The following is a 1,672-nucleotide window of genomic DNA, read 5'->3' as shown; positions in this document are numbered from 1 at the left end:
TGTAAATGGTAAAGGAGAGTAATAATGAAAGAATTGCTAGGGATTTTTATTGTGGTACAAGCAATACTTACTGGTCTTATCCTTTATGGTCTGAATTCCATTTCAGATTCGATAATAATGGCAGCAGCACATCAAAAGCGTCCTCTCAATACACTCGCTTGGGGCGGTGGTTTAGAGACCGGCACTTACATTGTACTGGGGGCAATAGTAATAGCAGGGGCTAATTTTAGCAAAAGATAATAAGGGCGAATGACGTAGCCCAATACATAAACAAGGAGCTGAGGAGATGGTCGATTTTTCGAAAGAACTGAAAAGACTAATGGAAAAGCATCCAGTCCTTACAGCAGTGGGGTTAACATTATGGATTTGGTATGCAGCCTACCGGCTGGGAGGTAACGTTGGGGAGTTTATTGCCAATATAAAGAACTAACCCCTCGAGTGCTTTGATCAATGAAGGATGAAGGATTAACGCCAGCGAACCAACTGCCAAACAGGCAGTTTTCTTAATTAGCAAACGGGTCAGTTATGATTAATAGAAGCGATATTTTCAGGAGGTTAAAATGGGAGTTATAATAGCAATATTATCTGTTTTATTGTCCGCGGGAGTCCTCTATTATTTGGGTAAGTCTGGTTTTGAATGGGGGAATAAAATTGATGAGGATGAAAAATGATTTAAGTGATATTTGTTGAAGCATGGGGACGTATCTTATGCTTCCTTTCATTAATAGAAGTTTTCATTGGATCCTATAATATTAGGACGTTGAACTTTACTCTAAAAGAAGCAAAGGGTACGTCCCTCTGCTTCTAGTCGGCACAGCAGGAGGAAAAATGGTTTATTTGAAAAAGGTAATTGAGCAATTTTTGTTATGGATCATCTGCGTATTTTTGTTTATAGCGATTTTATTTTTGCCGAATACGACGAAGTATGAGGTGGGGAAGGGCGGGCAATTTGAATCGGCCGCCTATGTTTATGATGTTGACAAGCACATTGGGAATATTAAGGGTTTCTTTGCGTATTTAAAAGAAAACCAGGGGTTTGGGGAAATCATCCCGGGCCAGTCTTACTCGGAAAAAATAGTGCCCAAGGCTTGGAAGAGTTTGCTGCTGATTGTGCCAGCCTTGATTTTGGCTTTTATTTTTGGTGTATTGAAGGGCATCTTTGATTTCCAGATGCAGAAGCGAAAGCTGAACTTTTTGGGGAACGGGACGACGTGGCTGTTCATCTCGATGCCGGATCTCTTTTTCATCATCATCACTCAAATTGGCTTGATGTATCTGTATGAAAAAGGGTTATTTTTTCATGTCGCCTTGTTCGGCAGCGATAATCTCGAAACCTATGTTGTTTGTATTCTATTTTTAATGATATATCCTGTTTTTTACCTTGCGAATATCACCAATGTAAGTCTCCGTGAGCAGGAGGGGAACGACTACATCCGAACCGCTAGATCGAAAGGGACTTCTGGAACAAAAATATTGTTCCTTCATATCTTGAAAAATTCATTGCCCAAAATCCTTGCGCATGCGAATACCATCACACTCTATGTTTTATCAAATCTATTTATCGTCGAAAAACTGACCGATTTCAAAGGAGCTGCCAGTGGGCTGTTCCAGGCAGTCTTTAGCGGGACAGGCTTTAACATCGGGCTTGATATCGGGGTGGACGGAGTATCCG

The 1,672-nt window shown here is 40.8% G+C and carries 3 protein-coding genes; all 3 read left to right on the top strand.

From position 1 onward, the window contains the following. The first annotated feature begins 24 nt into the window (after positions 1–24). Positions 25–240: a hypothetical protein gene (locus WB217_RS00775; RefSeq protein ID WP_423989722.1), complete on the top strand. Its 216-nt coding sequence runs from the start codon at positions 25–27 to the stop codon at positions 238–240. 46 nt (positions 241–286) lie between these two features. Continuing rightward, a complete protein-coding gene (locus tag WB217_RS00770; protein ID WP_423989720.1) occupies positions 287–430 on the top strand; it encodes a hypothetical protein in 144 nt (47 codons plus the stop codon). A gap of 398 nt (positions 431–828) precedes the next feature. Then, a partial coding sequence (locus WB217_RS00765; RefSeq protein WP_423989718.1) for an ABC transporter permease subunit occupies positions 829–1,672 on the top strand: 844 nt, incomplete at its 3' end.

The organism is Mesobacillus sp. (genome assembly GCF_049588175.1).
GTDB lineage: Bacteria > Bacillota > Bacilli > Bacillales > Cytobacillaceae > Mesobacillus.
This window is presented reverse-complemented; position numbering and strand designations above follow the sequence as displayed.

Excerpts from the sequence above, each read along its gene's own strand:
- WB217_RS00775 (WP_423989722.1), top strand. The coding sequence starts at position 25 with ATGAAAGAATTGCTAGGGATTTTTATTGTGGTACAAGCAATACTTACT.
- WB217_RS00770 (WP_423989720.1), top strand. The coding sequence starts at position 287 with ATGGTCGATTTTTCGAAAGAACTGAAAAGACTAATGGAAAAGCATCCA.